Annotated in this window: 21 protein-coding genes, 2 tRNA genes and 3 rRNA genes; 7 read left to right on the top strand and 19 right to left on the bottom strand. The window is 44.5% G+C overall.

The features are described 5' to 3' along the window. Positions 1-25: 25 nt before the first annotated feature. Positions 26-1,414, bottom strand: coding sequence for a glycine--tRNA ligase (locus HAT2_RS01705; protein ID WP_114544307.1), 1,389 nt, complete (start codon positions 1,412-1,414; stop codon positions 26-28). Positions 1,415-1,538: 124 nt separating this feature from the next. On the opposite strand from HAT2_RS01705, the gene HAT2_RS01700 reads away from it, so the two are divergent. Genes HAT2_RS01700 through HAT2_RS01685 form a run of 4 tightly spaced genes read left to right on the top strand, consistent with a single transcriptional unit; the run spans position 1,539 to position 6,862 of the window. Further along, complete coding sequence (locus HAT2_RS01700; RefSeq protein ID WP_114544306.1) at positions 1,539-2,141, top strand: toprim domain-containing protein; 603 nt, start codon at positions 1,539-1,541, stop codon at positions 2,139-2,141. A gap of 50 nt (positions 2,142-2,191) precedes the next feature. Then, the gene (locus tag HAT2_RS01695) at positions 2,192-4,567 is read left to right on the top strand and encodes a BamA/OMP85 family outer membrane protein (RefSeq protein ID WP_220253869.1); all 2,376 of its coding nucleotides are present in this window, start codon (positions 2,192-2,194) and stop codon (positions 4,565-4,567) included. A 12-nt stretch (positions 4,568-4,579) separates the two neighbouring features. Continuing rightward, a complete protein-coding gene (locus HAT2_RS01690) occupies positions 4,580-5,278 on the top strand; it encodes an OmpH/Skp family outer membrane protein (protein WP_114544304.1) in 699 nt (232 codons plus the stop codon). A 39-nt stretch (positions 5,279-5,317) separates the two neighbouring features. Beyond that, entirely contained in the window at positions 5,318-6,862 is a 1,545-nt protein-coding gene (locus tag HAT2_RS01685; protein ID WP_181860306.1) for an ABC transporter substrate-binding protein, read from the top strand. Here HAT2_RS01685 and HAT2_RS01680 read toward each other — a convergent pair. From HAT2_RS01680 to HAT2_RS01645, 8 genes are all read right to left on the bottom strand, one after another. Then, entirely contained in the window at positions 6,835-7,425 is a 591-nt protein-coding gene (locus tag HAT2_RS01680; RefSeq protein ID WP_114544302.1) for an NAD(P)H-dependent oxidoreductase, read from the bottom strand. The genes HAT2_RS01685 and HAT2_RS01680 overlap by 28 nt on opposite strands. 3 nt (positions 7,426-7,428) lie before the next feature. Further along, positions 7,429-7,893, bottom strand: coding sequence for a 50S ribosomal protein L9 (gene rplI / locus HAT2_RS01675; protein WP_114544301.1), 465 nt, complete (start codon positions 7,891-7,893; stop codon positions 7,429-7,431). 32 nt (positions 7,894-7,925) lie between these two features. Next, entirely contained in the window at positions 7,926-8,183 is a 258-nt protein-coding gene (gene rpsR, locus HAT2_RS01670; protein ID WP_114544322.1) for a 30S ribosomal protein S18, read from the bottom strand. A gap of 8 nt (positions 8,184-8,191) precedes the next feature. After that, complete coding sequence (rpsF, locus tag HAT2_RS01665; protein WP_114544300.1) at positions 8,192-8,539, bottom strand: 30S ribosomal protein S6; 348 nt, start codon at positions 8,537-8,539, stop codon at positions 8,192-8,194. A 21-nt stretch (positions 8,540-8,560) separates the two neighbouring features. Beyond that, a complete protein-coding gene (gene pth, locus HAT2_RS01660) occupies positions 8,561-9,130 on the bottom strand; it encodes an aminoacyl-tRNA hydrolase (protein WP_181860305.1) in 570 nt (189 codons plus the stop codon). Next, complete coding sequence (locus HAT2_RS01655; protein WP_114544298.1) at positions 9,114-9,680, bottom strand: 50S ribosomal protein L25; 567 nt, start codon at positions 9,678-9,680, stop codon at positions 9,114-9,116. The genes pth and HAT2_RS01655 overlap by 17 nt, the downstream gene beginning before the upstream one ends. A gap of 105 nt (positions 9,681-9,785) precedes the next feature. Continuing rightward, positions 9,786-9,857: transfer RNA gene (locus HAT2_RS01650), tRNA-Gln, on the bottom strand. 32 nt (positions 9,858-9,889) lie between these two features. Then, positions 9,890-9,961, bottom strand: a tRNA-Gln gene (locus HAT2_RS01645). Positions 9,962-10,209: 248 nt separating this feature from the next. Between HAT2_RS01645 and HAT2_RS01640 the strand changes: the two genes are divergently transcribed. Beyond that, positions 10,210-11,664: a glycogen synthase gene (locus HAT2_RS01640; RefSeq protein ID WP_181860304.1), complete on the top strand. Its 1,455-nt coding sequence runs from the start codon at positions 10,210-10,212 to the stop codon at positions 11,662-11,664. A gap of 12 nt (positions 11,665-11,676) precedes the next feature. Here HAT2_RS01640 and HAT2_RS01635 read toward each other — a convergent pair whose 3' ends face one another. The 5 genes from HAT2_RS01635 to HAT2_RS01615 form a co-directional block, all read right to left on the bottom strand. Next, positions 11,677-12,825: a PfkB family carbohydrate kinase gene (locus tag HAT2_RS01635; protein ID WP_147267477.1), complete on the bottom strand. Its 1,149-nt coding sequence runs from the start codon at positions 12,823-12,825 to the stop codon at positions 11,677-11,679. A gap of 76 nt (positions 12,826-12,901) precedes the next feature. Further along, complete coding sequence (locus HAT2_RS01630) at positions 12,902-13,957, bottom strand: carbohydrate kinase family protein (protein ID WP_114544295.1); 1,056 nt, start codon at positions 13,955-13,957, stop codon at positions 12,902-12,904. Positions 13,958-14,128: 171 nt separating this feature from the next. Continuing rightward, positions 14,129-15,193 carry a carbohydrate kinase family protein gene (locus tag HAT2_RS01625; protein ID WP_114544294.1) on the bottom strand — a complete coding sequence of 355 codons (1,065 nt, stop codon included), beginning with the start codon at positions 15,191-15,193 and terminating at the stop codon, positions 14,129-14,131. Beyond that, positions 15,190-15,762: a CDP-alcohol phosphatidyltransferase family protein gene (locus tag HAT2_RS01620; protein ID WP_114544293.1), complete on the bottom strand. Its 573-nt coding sequence runs from the start codon at positions 15,760-15,762 to the stop codon at positions 15,190-15,192. The genes HAT2_RS01625 and HAT2_RS01620 overlap by 4 nt, the downstream gene beginning before the upstream one ends. A 3-nt stretch (positions 15,763-15,765) precedes the next feature. Beyond that, positions 15,766-17,112 carry an alanine:cation symporter family protein gene (locus HAT2_RS01615; protein WP_114544292.1) on the bottom strand — a complete coding sequence of 449 codons (1,347 nt, stop codon included), beginning with the start codon at positions 17,110-17,112 and terminating at the stop codon, positions 15,766-15,768. An 18-nt stretch (positions 17,113-17,130) separates the two neighbouring features. Between HAT2_RS01615 and HAT2_RS01610 the strand changes: the two genes are divergently transcribed. Continuing rightward, positions 17,131-17,616 (top strand): hypothetical protein, encoded by a 486-nt coding sequence (locus HAT2_RS01610; protein ID WP_114544291.1) that lies wholly within the window; start codon positions 17,131-17,133, stop codon positions 17,614-17,616. A gap of 63 nt (positions 17,617-17,679) precedes the next feature. Continuing rightward, positions 17,680-18,189 carry a thioredoxin domain-containing protein gene (locus HAT2_RS01605; protein WP_114544290.1) on the top strand — a complete coding sequence of 170 codons (510 nt, stop codon included), beginning with the start codon at positions 17,680-17,682 and terminating at the stop codon, positions 18,187-18,189. 27 nt (positions 18,190-18,216) lie between these two features. Here HAT2_RS01605 and HAT2_RS01600 read toward each other — a convergent pair whose 3' ends face one another. The 5 genes from HAT2_RS01600 to HAT2_RS01580 form a co-directional block, all read right to left on the bottom strand. Continuing rightward, positions 18,217-19,650, bottom strand: a complete 1,434-nt coding sequence (locus tag HAT2_RS01600) for a hypothetical protein (protein WP_147267474.1) — start codon at positions 19,648-19,650, stop codon at positions 18,217-18,219. 172 nt (positions 19,651-19,822) lie between these two features. After that, positions 19,823-20,125 (bottom strand): hypothetical protein, encoded by a 303-nt coding sequence (locus tag HAT2_RS01595; RefSeq protein ID WP_114544288.1) that lies wholly within the window; start codon positions 20,123-20,125, stop codon positions 19,823-19,825. A gap of 306 nt (positions 20,126-20,431) precedes the next feature. After that, positions 20,432-20,546: ribosomal RNA gene (gene rrf, locus HAT2_RS01590) — 5S ribosomal RNA — on the bottom strand. Positions 20,547-20,615: 69 nt separating this feature from the next. Then, positions 20,616-23,556 (bottom strand): 23S ribosomal RNA (locus HAT2_RS01585). A 164-nt stretch (positions 23,557-23,720) separates the two neighbouring features. Next, a 16S ribosomal RNA gene (locus HAT2_RS01580) occupies positions 23,721-25,274 on the bottom strand. Together the 16S, 23S and 5S rRNA genes form the textbook arrangement of a ribosomal RNA operon. Positions 25,275-25,472: the final 198 nt, after the last annotated feature.

Genomic DNA, 25,472 nt, shown 5'->3' with positions numbered 1-25,472 from the left:
AGCGCCAAAAGGCGCCCTACTGTATCTAGATTGAGTCCTTAGGAGCAAGTTCCTTTTCTAAAAAAGGGATCAATTCTTGCTCTCCTATCCTGACCTGCTCCATTGAGTCGCGAAAACGAACGGTTACTCGATGATCTTCTAATGAGTCCGAATCTATGGTGACACAGAAAGGGGTACCTAATTCGTCTTGGCGACGGTATCGTTTGCCAATAGCACCCTTTTCATCATATTCAACCGACCATCTGGCAAGACAATTACCGTACAATTGCCTCGCTTTGTTCTTTAATTCTTCGTCTGATCCTATCAGGGGGAAGAAGGCGCACTGTATTGGGGCGATCCAAGGTTGAAGGCGTAAAACAGTTCGAAGGTTCCCTTCCCCCACCTTTTCCTCTTCGTAAGCCTCACATAAAATGGCCAAAACAGTGCGATCTAACCCGAAAGAAGGCTCGATGACGTGGGGAATGTACCGCTCCCCTGTTTTGGGGCAAAGGAAAGAAAAATCCTTTTTGGTAGCCTTGGAGTGAGACAGAAGATCGTGATCGCTACGGTAGGCTAACCCGTACAATTCAGAAGTCCCAAAAGGAAACTCAAACATCATATCAACATTTTTCAGGGAATAATGAGGGAGCCGTTCTTTGGGGATTTCAAAGGGACGGTAAGATCGCAATCCAATCAAGTCGCACCAAGTTGTCATCTCGTCCAGCCACAAGGAGAAGTTCTTTTCCCAAGTCTCCGGATGAATGAAAAACTCGATCTCCATCTGCTCAAATTCGATCATGCGAAAAGTAAAACGGCCTGGTGTAATCTCATTGCGAAAGGCTTTACCTATTTGGGCGATGCCAAAAGGAGGTTTTTTTCTCATGCAAGTCAGAACTTGCTGATAATCTACGAAGATCCCTTGTGCTGTTTCGGGTCGAAGATAAGCTAAGTTTTTGGAAGGGTCGTTTTTGGAAAAACTCGTCTGAAACATCAAGTTAAACATCCGAGCCTGAGTAAACTCCTTTTTTCCACAGTGGCAACAGGCCACATCTACATCTTTCCAAGCTTTTTCGATTTCCTCTAAGGTCATGCCTTCTAAGGTAAAATCTATACCCTTCTCTTCGAGGAGGTGGTCCAAACGATAACGATGTCGACATGATTTGCAGTCAACGAGTAAGTCGTGAAACCCTTCTACATGTCCAGAGGATCGCCAGACTTCAGGGTGTAATAGTATAGGAGAGTCGAGTCCTACAATGTCTTCTCGCATCTGGACAAAACGGTGCCACCAAAGATCTTTTATTTTTTTTTTGAGAAGACAGCCATAGTGGCCGTAGCTATATGTATTGGCAAAACCGTCGTAGATATCGGATCCAGGAAAAATAAACCCTCTTCTCTTACACAAAGAAACCAATGGCTTGAGGAGACTTAGAGGCATATAACAACGCTTCCAGAAAAACAAAATCAGGCATTAGTTTATTCCTCATCAAATATTTAGTGGTATAAAAACAGTGACCTCATGATGATCTGAGTCCGTTCGCAAAGTGTGAGGCTAGAAGGTTGTGCAGACCGAGAGGAAACTTATTTCTTTGTTGAGTCGGCTTCCTGGTGTCGGTCTGAGAAATGCAAGGAAAGCTTTTTTTGAACTTGCCACTTGGAGCAAGGCCGATCTGGGTGCGTTTATTACTCTTTTGGATCAATTGAACAAAGAAAGTCTACTTTGCGATCTTTGCGGATGTATGCAATATTCCTCCTGCAGGAATTGCTCTCCAGAAAGGGATCTTACTCTTGTAGCTTTTGTTGCTCATCCCATCGATGTAATGCTAATAGAGGACTCTTGTTCTTTTTCCGGAACTTATCATGTCTTAGGTGATTTGCTAGCTCCAGAAAGGGGAGTTTTTGGTTGCCATCTTTTTCTTGAAACATTTGAGAAACGATTGTTGAGTTGTCATCCAAAAGAGATTCTATTTGCTTTTGAGGCAACCTTGGAAGGAGATGCAACATCTTTTTTTGTCAAAAAGCAAATAGAAGAGCTATGCTGTCATCTCGGATTGTCTGTTCCGACCTTTTCAAGAATTGGGTTCGGGATTCCTATGGGCAGTAGATTGAGTAATAGCGACCCAACAACGATTGCAAAAGCTGTTCGGGATCGTAAGTGTTTTTAGTTTCATTCTGCTCTTGGAAGGTGGCTTATAGTTGGGTGAGGTACGAGATTTTGAAGAACTGTCTTGCGTGTATTGCTTTGTTTTTTTTCACTTTGCCTTTAGGAAGTATGTATGCTCATGACTTGACCATTTCTTCGATTACCTGGAAAGATTTCCATCTGACAAAGGAGGAACTTTCCTGTCACGTTCAAGGTATGCAAAGTCAAGAAGGAGGCAAATTCGATCCAGTTTTGATGGATAAGGATATCAAAGCCCTTGCACCTGTGTTTGAGAGTCTTGTTCCTGAGTTCTTCATTGATGGAGAGAAGGTTAATGTTGTATTCAAGGGAAAGCTGAGGCCCTTTATTAGGGCGATTCAATGGAGAGTTTCTGGGTCCTTAGACCAATTTTCTAAGGAGGAATTTCAAAAACTCTTCCCTTTGAAAGAAGGAGACCGATTTGATAAGAACAAGGTCTTGTGGGAGTCTCGAAAAGCCGCTAAGTGGTTGCAGTCGAGAGGTTACGCGGACGTCAAGATAGAACTAGAAGAAGACCGCTTCTCTGAAGAGGCAATGGACCTCTTAGTTCGCATTAAGTTGGGCACGCTTCACTATATTCGGGCCATCAAGATTGTGGGTCTAGAAGAGTATTACGAAAATCTTTTTGAAAGAATAAGGCTGACACAGCGTTACGATCCCTTTTCCGCCTTTTTATTTCATTCTGGTTTCTATGACGAAAGAAGAGTAGAACAGGACAGGTTTAATTTGCTGTCTTTACTGAAGAATGCGGGATATTCTGATGCACAAGTGGAGGCTTGTCCACTGCGTGATCTTCGGAGCGGGGCTGTTACTCTTGTCTTTCGGGTCGATCAAGGAGAGAGGTATTCTATTAGAAAAATTACTCTTCCTTCCGAAGACCCTTTTAACATCAATGCTTTAATGAAATCTTACGGGCTTTTTCCTGGAACAGTTTTTTCTCTTGAAAGGATTTTTCTTGCTTCAGAAGCAATCGAAGCCCTTTATGGAACAAATGGATACATTGAGTGTCTTGTTAAAATAGAACAAACGTTAGCAAGTGAGCACGAAAACATTTTTGATCTGAATATTTGCGTAGATGCCGGAGATAAGCTGCGCATAGGTCGAATTTCCATTCTGGGAAATCTTTTAACAGATCCCTCTTTCCTTATGGGACAATGTCCTTTTGCCCCTCTAGATTATTTCGATTCGTCTGTCATGAAGAGCTTTGAAAATACTCTTATGCAAACTGGTCTATTCGAAAAGGTAAGAGTGTACGCTTCGAACGAGCCTTTCGAAGGTGACCCTCTTTTAAGGGAGTTAATTATCGATTTACAGGAACAACCGACAGGAAACTTATCTTTGGCTTTTACTTATGGATCGGAGAGTTCTTGGAAAGGGACAGTAGAAGTAAGAGATCGTCATTTCAACATCATGGGTCTTTTTGACTTCTTTACGAAAGGCGTTTCTGCCTTTCGAGGACAGGGAGAAACAATTGGCTTACAAGTCTCTGCAGGGCAAAGATTCGTTGATATGCAAGGCGATTTTTTTAGGCCATTTATCTTTCGATCCCGATGGGGATATGGATTTGACTTCACTCTTCAGAAGTCAATTGCCCCTTCTGACAACATAAAAGTTACAAGAAAAAGTTTGTCTAACAAGTTAACCCGTGAATTGGGACCATTTACTGATCTTTTAATACGACACCGTCTTGGTAGCGTTCAGTCTTTTGTGGAAACTTCCGATGAGATTGAAGTACCAGATCAAATTAAAGAGGAGATTGAAAGCGATTTCTTTTTGCAGGGGTTTGGTTTGGGCTTTTCGTGGGATAAGACATTAGGATGTGGTTTTTATCTTTCTGGATGGAGAGTAAGTGTCCTTAGTGAAATTCTTTCAACTTCGACTAAGGCTCTGGATTCTCACATTGCTGGTAAATTACAAGTTAAAGGGGTTTTGTACTTACCCTTTATGAAAGGGAGGTTGAAGTTGTCTTGTTGTTCTTCAGGACTTACCCTGATGAGAGGATCTTTTGATGATTTCCCCTACCCTGAAAGGCTTTTTACGGATCAGGAAACAACTCCAAGAGGCTGGAAAGAGAGGAGTCTCGGTCCTAAGCTAGCTGATGACAATGGGATCACGACGTCCTATCCTAAGGGGGGGGATCGTTTATTCGCTTATTCCTCTGAGTACAATGTGCCCCTTAATAGAGAGCTTGCTTTGTTCGCTTTCTCTGATTTTGCCTATTTGTCTCTGGGGAGTTCTGCGACAACTCCGCAAAGAGTTGGACAGTTACAGACATCGGTTGGGTATGGCATACGTATTCGATCTTTTATGGGAATGCCGTTATCGGTAGGGTTTGGATATCCATTGGTCCACTCTGATCAAACCAATGATCTTTCAAACTTCTTTTTCTCTTTAGGCAACAGTTTCTAGTTTGAGGAAAACATGGAATTTTTAAAGAAATTTATACTAGTGGCTATTTCTGTCACTGTCTGTTCACTTGGAGCCTATCTCTACTTAAGTAGCTCCCCAGGAAGCGGTTGCCCCTTGAGGCGTTTGCTAGGAATGGCACCTAAAAAAGAAAAGTGTATCTCCAGAGAGAGAGGCCATGTTTCTTCTTCTAGTTCGTGTCCAATTGGTGTACTTAATTTTGAATCCTGTGTCACTGGGTCTAAGCATGGCCAGAGGGGAACTGGGCTCTTAGAGAGCGCAAATCAAAAAATGCGTGAAGAACTAAGGGAATTGGATGAACGGATTCAATCTCTTCAGGATCAGTTACAAGACGAAAACATTAAGGAGAGTATGACAGAAGAAGCTCGTACTGCAATCCAGAGAGAGTGGATGGGACTTCGTCGTACTCGAGATGAACGAGCAGCTAATGGTAGCAATCAAATTTATCGCCTGCAGATGGAACTTGTTCAAAAGCTTGGCGAAATGATTTCTAATGCTTCTGAGTCAGTTTGCAAGCGTTATGGGCTGAAGTTGTTGATTAGTAGCGGTGCCACTCATTACCATGATGAATCTCTTAATATGACGGATGAAGTGATCTCGGCTCTCAATGAAATAGAAGATTTTATTTTGAGTGATCCTTCCGCAGGACAAGAAATGGAATCAGGCGATTTGGAAGACAGAGAGGCGGGTTAAGAATATCTTTTTGAGAGGGAGATGGAGGAGCAATTTATTTTGAAGAAGAGGTTACTCTTTCTCTTGATCCCAATTCTGGCCGTTGTCTCTGTTCTTTTCTCAATGAGAACGCAGACGGAACAGAGAGAACCCGGCCAGGTACTTCGGTTGCATCTCAATAGTTTTCCTATTCTTGATCCTAGGAGTGTTGCGTTCTCTCATGCTTCTTCCTTGATTGTTATTCCCATGCTTTATCGTGGCTTGACTCGAATAGACTTTACGGGCGCCCCTTCTCTTTGTTTGGCCTCTTCCTTTCGCATTGACCAAGAGGGCCAGCTCTATATTTTTAAGTTAAAAAGAGAACTGTGGAGTGATGGAACACCTATTACCTCGCGTGATTTTGCAGAAAGTTGGAGGAGTTCTTTAGATCCTGCTTTTCCCTCTTTGTCTTCTACTCTTCTATTTTGTATTCGCAATGCAGAAAGAATCAAACAAGGTGAGGCAGACCCTCAGAGTCTGGGTGTATACACACCGAACGATGAGGAACTCCTTGTTGAATTGGAATACTTTATTCCTGTTGAAACTTTTTTGGAGATGCTGTCCAAGCCCCCTTTCTTTGCTGCCGGAAGCTACACAGAGGAGGGAGGAATCTCACTTCTCTATAATGGCCCTTATCTTCCGATACGGTCCAAGAAAAAATCTCAGATCTTTGAACTTAAGAAAAATCCATTTTGCTCAGAAGAAGCTTTCTTTCCTCTGGTGCGGTTTTTGATTTCTGAAAAAGAGTCGTACCCTCTTCTTTTGTTTAGTCGGTTTGAATTGGATTGGATCGGAGCACCAAATATTTTTCTCACGGGTGATTTGTTTTTTGCAGAATTAGGAGAAAAGATAGAACGTGTTTGTTCTGAAATGTCTGTGGGGACGTTTTGGCTTATCTGTAACACAGATTCCCCTAAGCTTTCTTCTGAAGAGAAAAGGTGGAAATTGTACCGGATGTTGGACCGTGATAGCTTGTGTTGTCTCCTCGGTCAAGACTTTTCTCCTGCTTATAACCTCTTTCCGGACAAGACAAGAGAGGGTGCGCAACACCATGGTCATTTTACTTTTTCCAAAGAGGAACCAGATCGTGAGCCCTTGCACCTCCTTTTTAGAGACAGATCCTGTGAGCCTTTGATTGCTTCTTGCGTAGGGGAACAAATTGAGAAAACAGGCACACAAGTTAAGATTCGAAGTGTTCGAGCACTGCCTGCTTTTTTGAGTGAAACAGAGAATAATGAATTTGACTTAGCTGTTTTTAAGTGGGTTTGGACCTGTAGAGATCCTTATGAATTCTTTTCTGTTTTTTTATCTCAAAACTGCGGTATTCCTAAGTCAAATTCTAGACAGCTCCTTGCTGAATTTGAGGAGGAGCAAAAAAAAAGAGGGAAAAAGAATCTCTTTTGGATCGACTTGGAAAGGGAAGTGATGAAGACACTTCCTGTTATTCCCCTAGTTCACGAACCCTTCAGGGCCCTTAAGAGGAAAGAACTTCAAAATGTTATTGTCTTGCCAGGAGGACAAGTTGATTTCAGTCGGGCTTATTGGGAAGCCTCTGGGGCGAAGTAGCTTAGCTGAGAAATAATCTTATTCCTTAATTGATGCATCTTCTGTGTACATTCTTGGTCAGAGATGGGAGCACTCATGTCGAAAAGAGTCTCTGAAAGGAGTACATCGAACCCGCAATACTCCCAAGGTTTTTCCCAACAGCAGTGAGAGTGAGCCGAAGAGGCACCGGCCGTACGAATGAGAATAAGGCCCTTCCCCTGTAGTAAGCCTTCAGATTGGCCTGTTTTGGAATCCTTCTTGAAGGCAAAACCTTCCCTCAGGACACGATCTATCCAGCCCTTCAGCACAGCCGGCATACCGTACCACCAAACGGGGTGAAAAACAAACAAGACATTAGAACCGAAAAGCAGATCCATCTCTGCTTTTATGTCTTCAGACAGAGGCCCAGAAAAATCTTCTTCTTTAAGAAGAGGGTCAAAGGGAGGGCGGTATAAATCCCTCCATGCAATTTCCCAAGAAGAAAGAAAATTTTGAGCTAGAAAGCAGGAGAAGAAATGAGAAAAGGAATTTGTTCGAGGATGCGCTACCAAGAAGAGAGCCTTCTTCTGATGACCCCGAAACACTTTCTAACCTTCTTCCTCTTCTTCTGGAAGAACAGACAAATGGATGACTGTTTCCAACTGTCCAAACTTGATAGGAATCGTTGTTTCGCCAATTTCCTTAATGGGCTTCTGAAGGACAATACATTTTTTATCTATCTCAAAGCCCAAAGCCTCAAGCTTACAAGAAATATCTTTGGAGGAAACGGATCCATACATATGACCATCCTGGTCTACTTTGACATAAACGGAAAGGCTAACACCGTCTAAACGTTCAACAAGAGACCTTTCTTCTGAAAGTTCCTGCTCCGCTCGTTCTTGTCGTTCTTGTCGAAGTCTTTCCTGACGACGAATGGATATACGATCCGCAATCAGAGCCCTTTTATTCATGATGAGATAATTGGCATAGCCCCTAGCTACAGTTGCCGTATCTCCAGAGCGACCGAGGCACTTGACGTCATCAAGCAGCAAAATCTTCTTCTTAGCAGACATAAAATAAGCTCAGCTCCACATTTCAAAAGAGGTCAATCTTCGGCAACATAAGGCAACAGAGCCATGTAACGCGCACGCTCAATAGCGCGAACAAGGCGTCTATGCATCAAGGCGCACACACCAGTAATCCTTCGAGGAAGAATCTTCCCGCGTTCTGTGACAAATTTAAGGAGGGTCTCAGTATCCTTGTAGTCTACTTCAGTTCTCTTAGCAGACATAAAAGGACACTTTCTGCGCCTTCTACCAGAATCTGATGCGCCACTTCCCCTTTTTTTTCTACGACCATTCATGTTCCATATCACCCATTTGATTGAGCCAGTTGCTCAAACTCTAACTTCTCCAACACTTTTTTCGTTGTAAATGTTCCAAAACGGAGCAAATCTTCATTGAAATGATATTCACGCCACATATCGGCAATATGTTGTGTCCCAATCGTGAAATAAGTTACGTAATAATAACCTTCTCTTTGACGATTAATCTCATATGCCAAACGACGCTTCCCCATTTCATGAAATTTGAGAATGTCACCGCCTCGAGAAGTAATTCCCTCTTTTACCTTATCTAGTGCTTTCGCTCGAGCTGCTGAACTGAGGGAGGCCCTGATAATATAGATCCCCTCGTATAAATTTCTTCTCTTTTCTCCCATAAATCTACTACCCGTGTTTCCCTAGACTTTCCTGCCACTACATAACCATTTTTGAAAAAGAAGTAGCCCACTACAGATACCTGTTTCAACCTTTTCCTTCTTCTCCTCAGGGATGCGGCTTAAAACATATTCTGAAAGATCATGGTCTCCCAAAGGACGACCTATACCGATCCACAAAACAAAGAACGCATTCGAACCCAACGCCTCTACGACGCTCTTCACGCCGTTATGTCCCCTTGAACTCTTTCCGAAACGCACGCGCACTTTTCCAGGAGTGAGCTCAACATCTTCTGCAACAACAAGCAAGCACGAGGCCTCCTCTCCCCTGTCAAAAGTCATTCGCTTCCGCAAAGCCTTGAAGACAACCTTTCCTGATGAGTTCATCTCAATCCGGGGTTTAAGTACGCGAAAAGAAGCGTCCCCACATACCAAGGGCGAAGAAAACGAAGAAGAGGCAGGAAAAGACTTCCCTCCGTAAAGCTTAGTGAGCTCGTTAATAAAAACGAAGCCTACGTTGTGCACCGTCTCGTCTAATCCAGGATTACCCAAGCCAACAACAAAACCTTCTGAGGTATCAACGCTTTGCAACAACAACGACCACCTGATCTAAATCAGTAAGAGGCATAACGTTCTCCGGAATAGCAAGAGAAGACAGCCGCATCGACTTCTTCATTTGTAGTCCGGAAATGTCCAATTCAAAACAGGAAGGAATGTCGTCAGGCAGACACTTCACGCGTAATCTACGAATAACTTGGCGGAGCACTCCACCTTGCTTTAAGCCAACGCACTCTTCCCCTCCTCGCAAAAAAATAGGAACGTTTACAGAAACACGACGCGAAAGCTCGAGAAGGCAAAAGTCGAGATGCAAAATCTCATAGTCTACAAAAGAATGTTGGATCTCTTTAACAAGCGAGGAAGAACGATTACCTTCCTGATCTATCAAAACAAAACGAACGGAAGCCACACGGCCCCTGTACAGGGCGAACAACCTCGCTAGCTCTTTCTTATCAACTGAAATAGCTTCAGAAGATCCTGCAGGATCATGCAAAACGGCGGGAATCCTCCCAGCGAGTCGCAAACCCTTCAGAAAGCCCTTGCCCCTCAACGATCTCTTCTGAATATGCAATTCGGCGATGTCCATACGAAACTCAACCCAATGGGATCCTCTAGTAAATCGGGCCTTCCGCGACAAAACCTCAACACTTAGCTCTTGTTGACAGCGGCAGAAGGCCTCAAATGTAAAAGCCTGGGGCGGAAGGATTCGAACCTCCGAATGGCGGTACCAAAAACCGCTGCCTTACCACTTGGCTACGCCCCAACAATGCCACACATGAAACTACTCTTACACCTCTGGGGCGGAAGGATTCGAACCTCCGAATGGCGGTACCAGAAACCGCTGCCTTACCACTTGGCTACGCCCCAACACAGGGACTCGTTTTTCATCTGCGCTCAATTAAGAAGAAGAACCTCGACGGAGGTTAGCAAAAGTTCCCCTATTTGAGCAAGGCGTGTCTTGGGAAAACTGACTCCCTATTCTGCATGGGATGAGCCGGTTTTTTTCAAGCATATGATGCCACTTGCGTCACTCTCGGTTCTGTCTTGAGTGAGCTTGAACAATAAGATATGTCTTAGATATGAGCCCTGATGGTGGAAGACTGTTAGGGGGTCAGATGAAGATTTTGCATATCGCAACGGAGATGTATCCCATTTGTAAAGCAGGAGGGCTAGGGGACGTCATAGGAGCTCTTGCAAAAGAACAGGTCAGACAGGGAGATCATGTTTGTGTTGCCCTACCTTACTACCATTTCCTTCAACTCAAGAAGGCCACTCTTCTTGGTCCTATCCATTTTGGTGCTTCAGACTTGCGACTAGAAGCTTGGTTGAGCGAGGAAGAGGGTTGTCAAATTCTTTTGATCCAAGACAAGTCGCCTAGTCAATTCTTTGAACGGGGAGAAATTTACGGGGAGCATGATGATACAAGCCGATTTTGCTGTTTTTCTTCTGCTGTTATGCATGTGCTGAGACAACGAAAAGAGCTTATCCCCGATGTCATTCATCTACACGATTGGCCTGCTTCATTTGCTGCCATGTTTAATGCTCTCGAAGAATTTGAATCCGTCAGTTTTATTTTTACGATTCATAACCCCGAAACACAAGGCACGATTTCTTTATCCACTCTTGCTTATTTTTGTGTACCTCTTGACGAAGCTCTTGCTTGCTCTCAACAGGTTAATGGGATGGCTGAAGCAATTAAGCGAACCGATTTTGTGACAACTGTCTCTCCTAGATATGGCTCTGAAATTCAAGAGGAGCCTGCAGGAAAAGGACTTGCGCATCTTTTTAGGGAACGGACTTCAGAAGGTTGTTTTCACGGCATTTTAAATGGACTCGATTTGGAGGTCTGGAACCCTGCTACAGACCGATATTTACTTGCGCAGTATGGTAAAGAGACTCTTTCATTTACTTCTGGGCCTCGTGTTTCCCAAAAAGAGAAAAATTTTCGTTTTGTTGTAGAAAAATTGGGCCTTTCTTGGAGGCCAGAACAACCTTTTGCTTGTTCAATTTCAAGGTTATGTTGGCAAAAGGGCATTGACTTAATCGAAATCGCAGCTCGTTGGATTGTAGAGCAAGGTGGTACCTTTGTTTGTTTGGGAATGGCTTACGAAGAGGGAATCAAAAGACAAATGGAAGCCTTAGATCAAGGGTTGAGGCCTTTTGGGTGTTGTATTTTGGAAAAAAATGAAGAACTTGTTCATCAATTGCTTGGCGGTTCTGATCTTTTTCTTATGCCCTCTCTCTTCGAACCATGTGGGTTAACACAAATGATGGCATTACGTTACGGCTCTCTACCTATTGTACGCTGTACAGGAGGTCTAGCTGATACAGTTTTTGATTTAGATTTTTCAGATCAACCTAAAGAAAAAAGAAATGGATTTGTTTTTATGGATCCTAATCAAGAGGGAGTCTTAAGTGCCGTAAAACGATCTTTTGAAAAATGGAGAGATCCCTCTAACTGGCGTCAAGCTATACGTCAAGCGATTCATTTTAAAAGAGGATGGGAAGAAGCAGCGAGCCAATTTTACGCTCTGTACCGTAATCGTATGGGATCTCTATTACGCGACTAAAGCAAGTGCTCACTATTTTTTGGGTGTAGGTAAAACCTTGTGCCTAGTAAGAATGCTACGAATTTTTTCTTCCGGAACGAGAGTGGAGGGAGACTCCAAGATAGAACAACCCATTTTCATAATGAGACTAGCTTGTATTGGGTCAGGTAATTGAAGAAGATTGCCTAGGAAGAAACCTGCAGCAGCAGCATCCCCACATCCCATAGAGTGAATGATTTTATTTTCTGGGAAGATGGGAGGAGAGTAAACGGTTACCGTGTCGGGTTTTGCGATACAAAAATCTCTAGAAGCATCTGTAACGAGAACAGAGGCTCCGGGTTTCATTCTCTTTTGCAAAGCGATAGCACAGTTTCTAACGTCGGACAAGTCTGTTAGGATCTGAGCTTCCTCCAAGTTACAGGTGAACATCGAAATCATAGGGAGCAGGGACAAATACTCCTGTTTGTGGATCTTTAAAAAATTGTGTTTTCCACAATTGACGGCAACGGGTGTATTGTCTTCACAAGCCTGTTTAATAATTTCAATTGAGCTGGGAAAGGGCAAAATATGCCCATCGATTAGAACAAGATGATACCAAGCAAAAGAAGGGATTTTTTCAATGAAGTTATCTGAAAGGCCTCCTGTATAGTCCGTTGTAAATATGACCGTTGGATCGTGATCGTTGTATTCGTAAAGGTAAATCAGTCTGGGTGGCTGTAAAAAACTTTCTTCAAGAAACTTCTTCCTGAAAAGTTTAGTATAAATCTCATCTAAAATCGAATATTTTTCACCTGTTCCATGGGAGGTACCGATGTCAATATTTGCTCCAGCTTGTGCCAGGTGCTGAAGTGTGTTTAAGACAATCCCCCCCGTTGAAAAAGGAGTCAATAACCCCCTCTCCTCTAGTTTTTGGACAATTGTATCAAATTCAGAAGAAGACAGTTTGTAAAAAGAACGAAGATGAAACGGATCTGAACCTACTAGGGATTGTTCTAGGAACTTTTCCTGCTCTTGCTTTGGCATAAAGACGAAAGAATTACAAACAGGAAGAAAAAAACCTATTATGGACAAATAAGCAAGGTGTGTTGCGGTCATATGCATTCCTTGGCCTATAAAATTTTCCCAGAAAAAATCGGGAACAGAAACAAACCTGCGCATAATGTCCGATTCGTTGTATCTCACACAAGAGCGAGCTTATTTTTGAAAAAAATAAGAGCACTTCGAGTAAAAAAGCTGCAAAAAGAAGGTAGAACACCCGTTAATTACGCAGAATTTGATGCTTGATCAAAAGATTTCGGATGATTTCTGTAGATACAACGGTTGTAGGAGACTCAAGGATTGAACAGCCCATGTCAACGATCAAGTTTGCTTGTACAGGTTCCGGTAGTTCAAGAAGATTACTTAGAAAAAAACCTGCAGCAGCTGCATCCCCACATCCCATAGGGTGAACGATTTTGTCTTCTGGAAAGGGGACGGGTTTGTAAGTATGGGCTGTTTCCCCTTTAACAAGGCAAAAATCCATCGACTCATTAGTTACAAGAACACGGGCTTTGGGCATCATCTTCTTTTGTAGGGCGATTGCGCAACTTTCAACATCAGACAGACCGGTCAAAACTTCAGCCTCCTCCAAGTTGCAGGCAAACATGGAAACCATTGGAAGGATAGCCAAATAGTGGTCCTTGTGTTTCTTCAAAAAGTCTTTCTTTCCACAATTGACAGCTACAGGAACGCCCTCTTTATGGGCGCGTTCTACGATGTTAATAGCATAGGAAAAAGGTAGAATGTGACCATCCAAAGAGACCAAGTTATAACAAGAGAAAGAGGGAATGAGTTCAGGAAAGCTTTCACTGAGACCTTCAGAATGGGGCGTCGTGAAAAAAACAACAGGGTTATGGTCGTTGGCAGAGTAAAGATAGATAAGCCTAGGGGGTGGAAAGGAGGTTAATTTGAAGAATTTTTTCTTGAAAAACGAATCGTAAAGGGACTCTATACCTGAGTAAATTTTATCCGCACCATGAGACGTTCCAATATCAACGCTTACGCCGGCTTTTGCTAAATGTTGAAGGACATTCAAAAGAATGCTGCCTACAGAAAAATGATGAGGGATCTCTTTCGATTCTATCTTCTGGAGGAGACGATCAAATTGATCTGAATCTAGTTTGTAGTAAGAATTCAGCTGAAAAGGAACGTCTATTTCATTAAAATATTCCTCTAAGAAAGCAGGTTGATCCTGACGAGACATGGGGACGAAGCAATCGTAAATGGGGAGAAAGAAGCCTATCACAGATAAGTAAGCAAGAGACGACTCAGTCATCTAGAAGATCCTCCTTTGCTACTTGAGAAGCAGCCTACAGTAAGTTTTAAAAGAAAGTGATATGCTTTTTGGCTCTGGTTGACACCCAGAAGAGGACAAGAAGAATCCCCTATGCGGGGAACAACAGAGGAGGATTCTCTATTGTTCCAGGCATAAACGAGGGAGGAGACGTTATTTTTTAAAGGTGACTGGGGTGTACGTCCTGATCGCTTTTCGGATAGCCTTCCCAGATACGTTACACGTGTTAGATAGCAAGCAAGACCCTGCGATCTGAGCAACTACATCGGCTGCCTCCCTGTTATCTAGATTCAGACACTTTTTAGCAAGAATAAGACCGCTGAAAGCCGCATCTCCACAACCTAGCGTATTGACCACTCTATCCTGAGGGACATCCAAGGGACTACTGACGAAGCAGCCGTCCTGATCAGCGATACAGAAAGCCTTCTCTTGGTTGGTAACTAGAACGACGGCACCAGGTGCCATTTTCTTCCTCAACGAATGTGCGGCCGAACAAACATCTCTTTTTCCGGTTAGGTGGTACGCCTCGTCTAAATTCATAGACAAAAAAGAAACCATGGGCAGTACTTCAAGGTGTTCTTCCTTGAATTTTTCAACGAAGTTGCCACCGCTATAGCAGCAGCCAATAGGAACACCCTCTTCCCAAACTCGCTGCATGAGCTGACGACATGTTAGGAATGGAAGGAGAAACCCTTCAAATAAAACGACATCATACTTTTTGAAGGATGGAAGAAGAGAAATAAAACATTTAGAAAAATCCCTCCCTGCCTCAATCGAAACAAATTCGCTCCGAAAGTTTTTCTCGGGGTCGTAAAGGCAAACCCACCTTGAAGGAGAAAGAGTTGTGCTATCAAGATAATGTTCACGGAAGAAAAATCTATAACTCTTATCCAGCCCCCTGAAAAGACTGTGCGTTCCCTGAAAGCTCCCCACACTGACTTGAACACCTGCCTTGGAAAGATGTCTTAAAGCATTAAAGCCGACACCTCCTGGGGTTGCTTTACAAGCAAACTCCTCATTAGACAACAAACTCAATATCTTATCAAAAGTTGCAGGGTTTACCTGGTGGTGAGATCCAAGTTCTACCCCAAGTCCCTCTCCAAGCTGAAGACTTTCTAATAGAACTTTCTGATCTTTTTCTCGCATTGGCACAACATAGTCCAATAAAGGCTGAAAGAAGCCCAAAATAGATAAAGAAGAGAGGAATGATTTCATCATAAGCCCGAATCCTTAAAAAACCGCCGAAAAAGATTCAGCGAGCCAAGATAATAACTAATCAAAGTATTCCATGACAGCAAACAGTTTGCTGAAAAGAACGTATAGATATACCTCTTAAAGAGGCAGGGAGAAATGTAATTATGTTTAACTAGGTCGAGGCCAAAAAGAAAACAAATAATAGAAATGCCCCAGAGGGCACTCTTTATTTTTGCATTGTGCTGAGCTTGAAAAGGGATGCCCTCCAAGGCATAAAGTTGTCTTAAAAAACAGACAAATAGGTCTCTCCAAAGGGTAGTAAGGGGAATCCATAAAGGGATGGGTAGGCTCCCCTGGGTGAAAGAGAAGAGAGCAGAGAGATGCCAAAAGGAATCAGAAAACGGATCAAGAAGCTTTCCAAGAGGAGAGCTACAACGCCATTTTTTGGCTAAGAAACCGTCTAAAAAATCCGTTAATTCATTAGTAACAGCTAAAGAAATAAGAAAAAAAGAGGAAACTTTTCGAAGATAGAGAAAAACAAAAAGAGGCGAAATAACGACCCTAAAAAGGGTAAGTGTGTGACACAAGAACAAATTTTATACCCCTTTGTGTTCGTGACAAAATTGAATATGGTTTCGTAACCGAACGAAGGCCAACACATTGATCATGAGCAGACCAAAACCACAAAATGACATGAAAAGAAATGCTATTTCGGCATCCAAAAACGAAAATGTCACCCATAAGCAAGCTGCCAAACAGCCATACAATGTCGCCCCTTTCCTAGGGGACAAAAATTTTGCTGATTCAATACCTGTAGCCAGAAAGGCCGTAATGGTGGAGTAGCCAAGAAGCGAGAGTAAAACAGACACAATTTGCTTGGAATAAGGAAAAACGGTTCCGAGGGAGGCCTGAACAAGGAACCCAGAAGAGAGTCCCTCACGCCAAACACCAGTGCTCAGAACAAGTAAAAGGCTCAATGTGCATACCCCAAAAGCGTCAAAAATCGGTTCCAATAGGACCAATTTCGCCATTTGAAAAGGTTCTTTCCTGGGAGAAGAGCTGTAAATCATTCCAGAGTACCCAGTTCCAATGTCGGTTGCATAACAGCCTTTCGCTAATCCTTGCGAAGCAGCCAATAAAGAACTAGCCCCCAGGCCTGGTGCCACAGAGGAAGGATCAAAAAATCCAATAAGAATCTCTGTGAAGACATTGGCTAAATGAGATCGAAAAACAAAGAGAACGCAAAGAGACATGAAAAAGTAGAGAAGTAGTAAAGGAGGTAGAATTTTCGAAGATACTTTTCCTACCCTTTGAAAGCCTCCCCTTACACCTAAGAAGACGAAGAAAAGAAGAGAGAGAGAGACGATCAACTTGGGCATACCCCATGCCTCTGAAACAGAATCACGGACAACATTGAATTGATAAATCTCAATGCCATAGACACAAGAAAGGAGGGATGCCAATTTGGGTACGTACGGGTGTTTCTGAAAAGCAACGCAAAGATAAGAAACCATTCCGTTCTGTTCCCCTTTAAAGCGTACGGCTAAGTAAACCTCTGCATATTTGAGGAGAATCCCAAAAAAGGCTCCAATCCAAAACCAAAGAACCGCTCCTGGACCAACTGAGGCTAACATAGAGCAAACACCTATGACATTGCCAATGCCAACAGCGCCTCCGACCGAAGCGAAAAAAGAGGAGACAGAAGTTCGATCTTTTGCAAAAAGACCAAACAGGCCAGAAGACAAAAACCTGATTTGTATAAAACGAGAGCGAAAAGACAGATAAGTTCCCGTACCCAAGACGAAAGGGACCCCAATCCCTCCCCACAACCAGGGATCTAATTGAAGCAAACCAGATAGGAAAAATTCCATATTGGTGACATCATGGCTAAAGAGACCAAATACAGAAAAAAGAAACCCGGCCCATTCTGGCCAATTCCTCAATTTTGCAATAGGAAAAAGATGCTTCGAGATATTAGCCTCACCATGCTCCTGATTGTCTCTTCGTTTCCTGCTTTTTCAAGTGTCTTCACTGAGCGGGGGACCGGAGGATACCGTGTGGATTATCTTTCCCTTTTGCGGCAAGAAGAAAAAGCTCAACTTGCCGAGATATTTTTGGATGCAGGTCTAAGTGAGGAACAGCCAATTCTTTTACTCGCTCTTTTTCCTGTGCGATGTGCCTATTGTAGAAAAGTGGAAAGACAGATGAAAAGAGACTTGGCGGATAAAGAGTTAGAGCCTCTTATGCAAATGCATACTCTTGCTAGATGGAGCCACTGCTTGGTGCACGATCCAAAATTGACAAGAAAAAATGAAGACTCTCTTTTCCCTATTTTTATCGCCATTCATATACCGACCCAGAGGCAGCTCCTAAGACAAGAATTGACAAAAATAGGAGGATATTCCGCTTGTTTATTCAATAGAGTCATCGCAGAGGCTTGTCATTGAAAAGATATGACAAATAAAACAGAGATCCGTTAGCTAACCTTTAATCGGATAAGGAGGTTGAGCGTGGGGCGAGCGAGTCAATTCTTTGTTTTCTATTTCATTCTGCTGGCAATACCCTCTTGGTCTCAGAATAAAACCATTATGCACTACTCCATCCCGATGACCTCTCTCAAGGATCGTTGTCACTCGAATCTGGAATTAGCTTCAAAAACAGCTCAAGAGGAACAGAAGTGGGTTTTAGCTTTTGTCTATCCGAGTCAAGACATGGTCATTGAAAACTTTTTAACCGGGGCTGCTGAAAGTGTATTAAGGAAATTGGCCAAAAGCTTTGTCTTCTACACCATGGAGGTGCAACAAGGTCTACTCTCCTCTTGTTCTGAAAAGAGCTTTCTTTTGGAAGGACTACAAGTTACCAGACTCCCAACAATATTGGTCTTGAACCCCTCTACGTCAAAAGTTCGTAAGAGGATAGAGCGCCCTGAAGAAGGCGCTCTAACTGAAGAATTACTTATGAAAAACCTGGAAGTCCTCTTAAAGGAGGGACACACGATATGCACCCTGTCCACCTCATAACAGTCTTCCTTTTTTCTTCGAAAATCCCTATTTCCCACGGAAAGAGAGAACCTTGCTGCGCAGTTCTCTATCAAAGGGCAAAGGACATGCTCTGACAATTTTGGCTGTAGATTTAGTCATCTTACCCGGTAGTTCGATAACCAGGTAACCCGGTCCATCGTGGATGCCAGACATGGTGAGCAAATCCTCGACCTTGCGATCAACATTTTTAGAATTCTCACACTCAACGAAAGTGACGCTTTGTTGAATCATCTTGGGAGAGATGCCGTATTTTTGTAGGTCCTTGATAATCATTTCTCTTGGGACTTGATTATTTCGCGCTCTAAAGGCAAGAACAAGAAACTCATCTCCTGGCTTACACTTGTCTAAAGCGCCTTCAAGCATTGGAGACCCAGCTGCCCAGTAAGGGTAAACACCTGAAGTTTCCTTGGGGAGGTTTCTCAGACGTGGACTCCTATTTAAGGATTGAGCTCTCTCAATCTTGTCCAAGGACTCCAAAATAACAGACTTTTCTTCGGAGCTGAAGTTGGTATTTGGCAAATCTTCCTCTGAAAATCGCCCAACGGCTCTTCTTCCAGAAGACTTGTCGCCTTCAAATCCACCACTTCCTGGGGAGATTCTCCAGAGAGAACCCTGGAAAAGAGGCTCTGTTTTGTTTTCGAGCAAATCGTCATCAGAAAAGCCTTCTTCTTCGAGGAGTCCTCCCTCTCGAGAAAGCCTCTCGTTAACCCTTCTTTTGCTTCTTTGAGATAGGTCTCTTTGATCATTGAGCTTTTCGTCCAATTTCCCTTCAAGGAGAATTTGCTTTCTTCTTTCAAGGTCTTGCTTTTCTAGTCTTGTCTCTAGCTCAGCAATGGCACGTACCTCTTCCTCCTGCTTCTGCATTCTTCTTTCTAGATCGAGCATGCGGTTGAGGTCTTCTTGTTGCTCCTTTAGAAGTTTCTCTTCCGCTTTGGTCCTAGACTTCTCTTTCAAAGCTCGCAACTCGTTCTCTGTCTGTTCCCTCAGGTTCCTGTCAAGACGCTCCCTGTGAGTAGCAACTCTATCTTGAACTTGAAGTCTCTCTTCCTCTACTTGCTCCCGCAAGGCATGTCTTTTAACCTTGGCTCTTTCCTTGAGCGCCTCGACTTCCAAGGGATCACTTGCACACCTTTCCCCGTAGTCCTCGGAACTGTTAAAGTTGATCCAATGCATAACCTGAAGCTCGGCACCAGAGATTTTTTCATCAGAAAACATTCCGATAACAGAGATCGCCTTACTATCTTCTCCAAATTCCTCAAAATCAATTCCGTTGGGATTTAGCAATGTAGAAAAAAGCTTTCTGTACTCTTCAGATGACTTGTTAGCGTCTCTCAAAGCAGCTCTGCGAGATGGCTGCTCCGTTCCGGAAGGAATTAAAGGTGACGAAGCACACAGCAAGGCCAGACAACCTAGCCTAAAAAAAGAAAAACGATTTCTCATAAGTGTCTCTCTTAAAAGATGACCCATTAAGTAGCCTAATGGCGAAGGTTTATCAAAGCTCAAGCTTTGCTAACAAGGCTCGAAAACTGACATTCTTCTCCACAGCAACAGTTTCGTTTTAGAAACAAATAACAACTAACAGTAACAACTCTCGCTGTCACTCGAAGTAAAATTAATCCTCCAGCAGCTCTTCTGGAGGCGCTTTAAAGTCAATCCAGTGCATTACTTGAAGCTCGGAACCAGAAACTTTTTCATCGGAAAACATTCCGATAACAGAGATCTTTTTGCTATCAGCACCGAATTGTTCAAAGTCAATCCCATTAGGGTTTAACAGTGTAGAAAAAAGCTTTCTGTATTCTTCTGAGCTATCTCTAACACCATCAAGATGCCCTCTGTTCTGCCCCAACAGAACGGGTGAGGAAACAAGGAGCAACGCAACGCACCCCAATCTGAAAAAAATAGAACGATTACTCATAGATATCTCCTTCTCGAGAAAACCGCTTCAAAGGTTCTGCAGGGGATTTTAGACAAATAAGCCGTCAGCAGCAAGCAGAAAGCTACATTTATGGAAAAAAAGATAAGCCAGCTTTAAAAAGCGAAAATGACCCAAGAGCTACTTCTAAAAAGGTAAAATGTCAATGTAAAACAAAAAAACTCTAGAGGAGGACTTGTAAAGGCGACTATATACCCCTTCACCTTACAATTCTTATTAAATCTTGTAAAATTGTAAAAGCGCAAAAAAAAACGCCCAGGACGCCTCTCGGCAACCCGGACGGAAAAATGTTGGCGACACCCTGCTCTCCCACACTCTCGTGTGCAGTACCATCGGCGATGCGGGACTTAACTTCTGAGTTCGGAAAGGGATCAGGTGTACCCCCCGCTCTATAATCACCAACAAAAAAAACGAATCTATGCTCTAATCCGATAAGACCAGCGCTCAAGGAAAATAATCTTCAAGCAAACAGCGAAATAAGTCTATCGGCCTATTAGTATTGGTCAGCTCAACACATCACTGTGCTTACACACCCAACCTATCAACCTTGTGATCTACAAGGAGCCTATAGGGATACCTAATCTTGAAGGAGGCTTGGCGTTTAGATGCTTTCAACGCTTATCCTTTCCGAACGTAGCTACTCGGCAATGCACTTGGCAGTACAACCGATAAACCATTGGTTCGTCCACTCCGGTCCTCTCGTACTAGGAGCAGCTCTTCTCAAGTATCCAACGCCCACCAAGGATAGGGACCAAACTGTCTCACGACGTTTTGAACCCAGCTCACGTACCGCTTTAATTGGCGAACAGCCAAACCCTTGGGACCTTCTCCAGCCCCAGGATGCGATGAGCCGACATAGAGGTGCCAGGCCGCTGCGTCGATATGGACTCTCAGCAACGATAAGCCTGTTATCCCCAGAGTACCTTTTATCCGTTGAGCGACGACGATTCCACATTCGATCGCCGGATCACTAAGCCCTGCTTTCACATCTGCTCGACATGCCTGTCTCGCAGTCAACTGACCTTATACCTTTGCGCTCTTCTCGCGATGACCAACCGCGATGAGGTCAGCTTTGGACTCCTCCGTTACTTTTTAGGAGGATACCGCCCCAGTAAAACTGCCCGTCTGGCACTGTCCCCTCTCAGGATTCACTGAGGAGGGTTAGAGTCCCAACAGACCAAGACCAGTATTTCAACGTTGGCTCCCTGCCCCCTAACGAGGGCAGTTCAAAGCCTCCTGGCTATCCTACACATGATCTATCAAAACACCATACCAGAGTACAGTAAAGGTTCATGGGGTCTTTCCGTCCTATGGCGGGTAAACGGCATCTTCACCGCTACTACAATTTCACCGAGTCCCTCGTTGAGACAGTGCCCAGATCGTTATACCATTCGTGCGCGTCGGAACTTACCCGACAAGGGATTTTGCTACCTTAGGACCGTTATAGTTACGGCCGCCATTCACCGGGGCTTGGGTTCAATGCTTCGCCTTGCAGCTAACATCTCTCTTTGACCTTTCGGCATTGGGCAGGCATCAGACCATATACCTAGTCTTCACGACTTTGCATAGTCCTGTGTTTTTGTTAAACAGTCGCCTGGGCCATTTCTCTGCGACTTCCCCCAGCTCAGGATGTTTCTTCCATCACCAGAAAAAGCCCTCCTTCTCCCGAAGTTACGGAGGCAATTTGCCGAGTTCCTTAACGAGGGTTCTCTCGCGCGCCTGAGAATATTCTTCACGCCCACCTGTGTCGGTTTGCGGTACGGACACCATCAAAAGCTAGACACTATTTCCTGGAAGCTCCTTCCACACCTTCGGTTCCATTTCTTTCCCCTTGGGAGTAGCCAGCAATTCGCGCTTGGCGGATTTACCTACCAAGCATGCCCACTACCCCACGAACAACCTCCGATCGTTCGCGTGCTTCACTCACTCCGTCATGCCATCGCTATCTTCTTAGGTGGTGCAGGAATATTTAACCTGCTTCCCATCGTCTACGCGTTTTCCGCCTCGACTTAGGACCCGACTAACCCAGGGAAGACGAGCTTTACCCTGGAAACCTTGGGCTTACGGCGAGAGGGATTCTCACCCTCTTTATCGCTTACTCATGCCATGCATTCTCACTAGTCTGCGCTCCAGTGCTCCTTTCAGTACACCTTCAGCGCACAGACTACGCTCTCCTACCGCCCTTTTCTTAGAAAAGGGCCCGCGACTTCGGCTTTGTACTTTAGTCCCGCATATTATCAGCGCAGAGTCTCTCGATTGGTGAGCTGCTACGCACTCTTTAAATGATGGCTGCTTCTAAGCCAACATCCCAACTGTCTCTGAAACTCCACTTCCTTACCCACTTAGTACAAAATTTGGGGCCTTAGTCGGCGATCTGGGCTGTTCCCCTCTCGACTATGAAGCTTATCCCCCACAGTCTATCTCCTGGTCTACAAATCCGGTATTCAGAGTTTGATTCCCTTTGGTAAGCTAGTACGCCCCCGCGTGGATTCAGTGCTTTACCCCCGGATTGCACTACACAAGGCTAACCCTAAAGTTATTTCGGAGAGAACAAGATATCCCCGAGTTTGATTGGCCTTTCACCCCTATTCACAACTCATCCAAAGCTTTTTCAACAGCTACTGGTTCGGTCCTCCACAGGAAATTACCCCTGCTTCAACCTGGTCATAAATAGATCACTCGGCTTCGTGTCTACGCCATACGACTAAACGCACTATTCATGCTCGCTTTCACTTCGGCTCCGGAGCGTTACTCCTTAACCTTGCCGCACAACGTAACTCGCTGGCTCATCATGCAAAAGGCACGCCATCAGCCGTCTTTCCATAAGGAAAGATAGGCCTCTGACCGCTTATAGGTTGCAGGTTTCAGGTTCTATTTCACTCCCCTTCCGGGGTTCTTTTCACCTTTCCCTCGCGGTACTGGTCCACTATCGGTCATCAACTAGTATTTAGCCTTGGAGGGTGGTCCCCCCAGATTCAGACCGAGTTTCACGTGCTCGGCCCTACTCAGGATACCAACTTGTGCTGTCTTCTTTTCGTCTACCGGACTATCACCGTGTCTCGTTAACCTTTCCAGGTTATTCAACTAAGAAGAACAACATCCTTATGCCGGTCCTACAACCCCGAAAGAAAATCCCTCGGTTTGGGCTATTTCCCGTTCGCTCGCCGCTACTGAGGAAATCTCGGTTGATTTCTACTCCTCTGCTTACTGAGATGTTTCACTTCAGCAGGTATAGCTTCCTAATCCTATTTATTCAGATTAGGATAACAAGACTTTACTCTTGCTGGGTTTCCCCATTCGGAATCCCCCGGGTCAAAGCTACTTCCAGCTCGCCGAGGATTATCGCAGGTTTACACGTCCTTCATCGCCTGTTGATGCCAAGGCATCCCCCTACAACCCTTAATTTCTTTTATCGCCATAATCTTGAAGATTATTTCTCAAGCGCTGATCTTAATTACGGATCAGAAACTTGACTCGATTTCTTTTAATTTCAATGGTCGATCGTGAGAAATAGAACAAGTTACACAACAGAGTCTCGCCTCAACCTAAGGATTCAACCTTTCGGTTTTCAAACCTTTAAGGAGGTGATCCAACCCCACCTTCCAGTAGGATTACCTTGTTACGACTTCACCCTAGTCATCACCCTCACTTTCGGCACCTCCCTCCCTTGCGGGTTAGGTCAGCGACTTCGGGCGAGAGCAACTCCCGTGGTGTGACGGGCGGTGTGTACAAGACCCGGGAACGTATTCACGGCGCTGTTGCTGACACGCCATTACTAGCAATTCCAACTTCATGCAGTCGAGTTGCAGACTGCAATCCGAACTGAGACCAGTTTTGGGGATTAGCTACGCCTTGCGACTTCGCAACCTTCTGTACTGGCCATTGTAGCACGTGTGTAGCCCTGGACATAAGGGCCATGCGGACTTGACGTCATCCTCACCTTCCTCCTGATCGACTCAGGCAGTCTCACTAAAGTGCCCAGCTTTACCTGATGGCAATTAGAAATAAGGGTTGCGCTCGTTGCGGGACTTAACCCAACACCTCACGGCACGAGCTGACGACAGCCATGCAGCACCTGTGCAGAGATCCTTTCGGAACTGAGCATTTCTGCCCCAATCCTCTGCATGTCAAGCCCAGGTAAGGTTCTTCGCGTTGCATCGAATTAAACCACATGCTCCACTGCTTGTGCGGGTCCCCGTCAATTCTTTTGAGTTTCACCCTTGCGAGCGTACTCCCCAGGTGGCACACTTATCGCGTTAGCTACGACACAGCCGGGGTTGAGACCGACTACATCAAGTGTGCATCGTTTACGGCATGGACTACCAGGGTATCTAATCCTGTTTGCTCCCCATGCTTTCGTGCCTCAGCGTCAGTAATAATCCAGAAAGCCGCCTTCGCCACCGGTGTTCCTCCACATATCTACGCATTTCACCGCTACTTGTGGAATTCCGCTTTCCCCTCTTACACTCTAGTCAAGCAGTTTTGTATGCAGTCCGAAGATGAACTCCGGAATTTCACATCCAACTTGCTCAACCGCCTACGCACCCTTTACACCCAATAAATCCGATTAATGCTTGCGCCCTACGTATTACCGCAGCTGCTGGCACGTAGTTGGCCGGCGCTTCTTTACCTGCTACTCTCAAAATCAACCTTTATTAGAAGCCGATTCTTGCTCACAGGCGAAAGTGCTTTACGATCCTAAAACCTTCATCACACACACGGCGTCGCTTCGTCAGGCTTGCGCCCATTGCGAAAGATTCTCGACTGCAGCCTCCCGTAGGAGTCTGGGCAGTTCTCAGTCCCAGTGTTGGCGATCGACCTCCCAGTCCGCCTAGGCGTCTCAGCCTTGGTAAGCCATTACCTTACCAACAAGCTGATGCCACACAGGCCGCTCATGTCCCGCAAGGTTCCTCTCGGAATCCCCCGCTTTCATCAATCTACGATGCCGAAGATTGACGACATTCGGTATTAGCATCCATTTCTGAATGTTATCCCCAGGGTCACGGTACGTTACCTGTGCATTACTAACCCTTCCGCCACTGACTTGAGTTTGCACTCAAATCCGTTCGACTTGCATGCCTCATCCACGCCGTCAGCATTCAATCTGAACCAAGATCAAATTCTCAGTATAAATAAAAATAAAATGGACAGTGCTCCCGAAAGAGCACCGCACAAGACTCTGTGCGTTCTTGTTCTATTTCTCACTATCAACCTACCGCCAAGCCTCTAGAACCCAGCCTCCACTCGATGCCGACCATCGAGATGTCCCATATCTTATTCAAGGCGTCTTTTTTGGAAAAGATGAAAAAGAAAAAAAGGCGGAAATTTT

It is taken from the genome of Candidatus Similichlamydia laticola (assembly GCF_003339615.1).
In the GTDB taxonomy this organism is placed as follows: domain Bacteria; phylum Chlamydiota; class Chlamydiia; order Chlamydiales; family Parilichlamydiaceae; genus Similichlamydia; species Similichlamydia laticola.
The sequence above is the reverse complement of the archived record's forward strand: the minus strand, read 5'-3'. Positions and strand labels throughout refer to the sequence as shown.